2 protein-coding genes and 1 pseudogene are annotated in these 1,681 nt (G+C 51.0%); 1 reads left to right on the top strand and 2 read right to left on the bottom strand.

What is annotated here, in order from left to right; all coding sequences use genetic code 11:
• Positions 1-186, bottom strand: a pseudogene (locus PE36_RS23520) (class A beta-lactamase LEN-27); the annotation flags it as partial.
• Positions 187-667: 481 nt separating this feature from the next.
• Between PE36_RS23520 and PE36_RS24855 the strand changes: the two are divergent.
• Entirely contained in the window at positions 668-919 is a 252-nt protein-coding gene (locus tag PE36_RS24855) for a replication endonuclease (RefSeq protein WP_157517839.1), read from the top strand.
• A 415-nt stretch (positions 920-1,334) separates the two neighbouring features.
• On the opposite strand, the gene PE36_RS24850 is transcribed toward PE36_RS24855, so the two are convergent.
• On the bottom strand, positions 1,335-1,670 hold the full coding sequence (locus PE36_RS24850) for a hypothetical protein (RefSeq protein WP_081450183.1): 336 nt from the start codon (positions 1,668-1,670) through the stop codon (positions 1,335-1,337).
• Between the last annotated feature and the right edge of the window lie 11 nt (positions 1,671-1,681).

Below are 1,681 nucleotides of genomic sequence, written 5' to 3'. Positions count from 1 at the left end.
AACGTCTTCGGGCGAAACTCTCAAGGATCTTACCGCTGTGAGATCCAGTTCGATGTAACCCACTCGTGCACCCAACTGATCTTCAGCATCTTTTACTTTCACCAGCGTTTCTGGGTGAGCAAAAACAGGAAGGCAAAATGCCGCAAAAAAGGGAATAAGGGCGACACGGAAATGTTGAATACTCATACTCTTCCTTTTTCAATATTATTGAAGCATTTATCAGGGTTATTGTCTCATGAGCGGATACATATTTGAATGTATTTAGAAAAATAAACAAATAGGGGTTCCGCGCACATTTCCCCGAAAAGTGCCACCTGACGTCTAAGAAACCATTATTATCATGACATTAACCTATAAAAATAGGCGTATCACGAGGCCCTTTCGTCTCGCGCGTTTCGGTGATGACGGTGAAAACCTCTGACACATGCAGCTCCCGGAGACGGTCACAGCTTGTCTGTAAGCGGATGCCGGGAGCAGACAAGCCCGTCAGGGCGCGTCAGCGGGTGTTGGCGGGTGTCGGGGCTGGCTTAACTATGCGGCATCAGAGCAGATTGTACTGAGAGTGCACCATATGCGGTGTGAAATACCGCACAGATGCGTAAGGAGAAAATACCGCATCAGGCGCCATTCGCCATTCAGGCTGCGCAACTGTTGGGAAGGGCGATCGGTGCGGGCCTCTTCGCTATTACGCCAGAATTCGAGCTCGGTACCCCTGAGTCTAGGTCGGACTAGACCTTGTAAAACGACGGCCAGTCCAGTGTGCTGGAAAGGCAAGAAAAAGCAATTAGATTGGCTTGATAGTATGGCTATCGAAAGTGAATGTGGTGAAACGCTTGAGCTTAAAGATGTGCATGATGCATCGGTATCTAATCCTGCTAATCGCCGTTATGAGTTAATGACTCAACTTAGTGGTTGCTGAAGAAGAGAAAGAAGAAGTAGTTGTTGACGCTTCTATTGAAGAAAACGCCTTTCCAGCACACTGGGGTCATAGCTGTTTCCTGATCTAGGTGACCATCCTAGCACAGGGGGATCGATCCTCTAGAGTCGACCTGCAGGCATGCAAGCTCTGCATTAATGAATCGGCCAACGCGCGGGGAGAGGCGGTTTGCGTATTGGGCGCTCTTCCGCTTCCTCGCTCACTGACTCGCTGCGCTCGGTCGTTCGGCTGCGGCGAGCGGTATCAGCTCACTCAAAGGCGGTAATACGGTTATCCACAGAATCAGGGGATAACGCAGGAAAGAACATTCGGGCAGCGTTGGGTCCTGGCCACGGGTGCGCATGATCGTGCTCCTGTCGTTGAGGACCCGGCTAGGCTGGCGGGGTTGCCTTACTGGTTAGCAGAATGAATCACCGATACGCGAGCGAACGTGAAGCGACTGCTGCTGCAAAACGTCTGCGACCTGAGCAACAACATGAATGGTCTTCGGTTTCCGTGTTTCGTAAAGTCTGGAAACGCGGAAGTCAGCGCCCTGCACCATTATGTTCCGGATCTGCATCGCAGGATGCTGCTGGCTACCCTGTGGAACACCTACATCTGTATTAACGAAGCGCTGGCATTGACCCTGAGTGATTTTTCTCTGGTCCCGCCGCATCCATACCGCCAGTTGTTTACCCTCACAACGTTCCAGTAACCGGGCATGTTCATCATCAGTAACCCGTATCGTGAGCATCCTCTCTCGTT

This window comes from Moritella sp. PE36 (assembly GCF_000170855.1).
Classification (GTDB): Bacteria; Pseudomonadota; Gammaproteobacteria; order Enterobacterales; family Moritellaceae; genus Moritella.
The sequence above is the reverse complement of the archived record's forward strand: the minus strand, read 5'-3'. Positions and strand labels throughout refer to the sequence as shown.

Excerpts from the sequence above, each read along its gene's own strand:
- PE36_RS24850 (WP_081450183.1), bottom strand. The coding sequence starts at position 1,670 with ATGCTCACGATACGGGTTACTGATGATGAACATGCCCGGTTACTGGAA.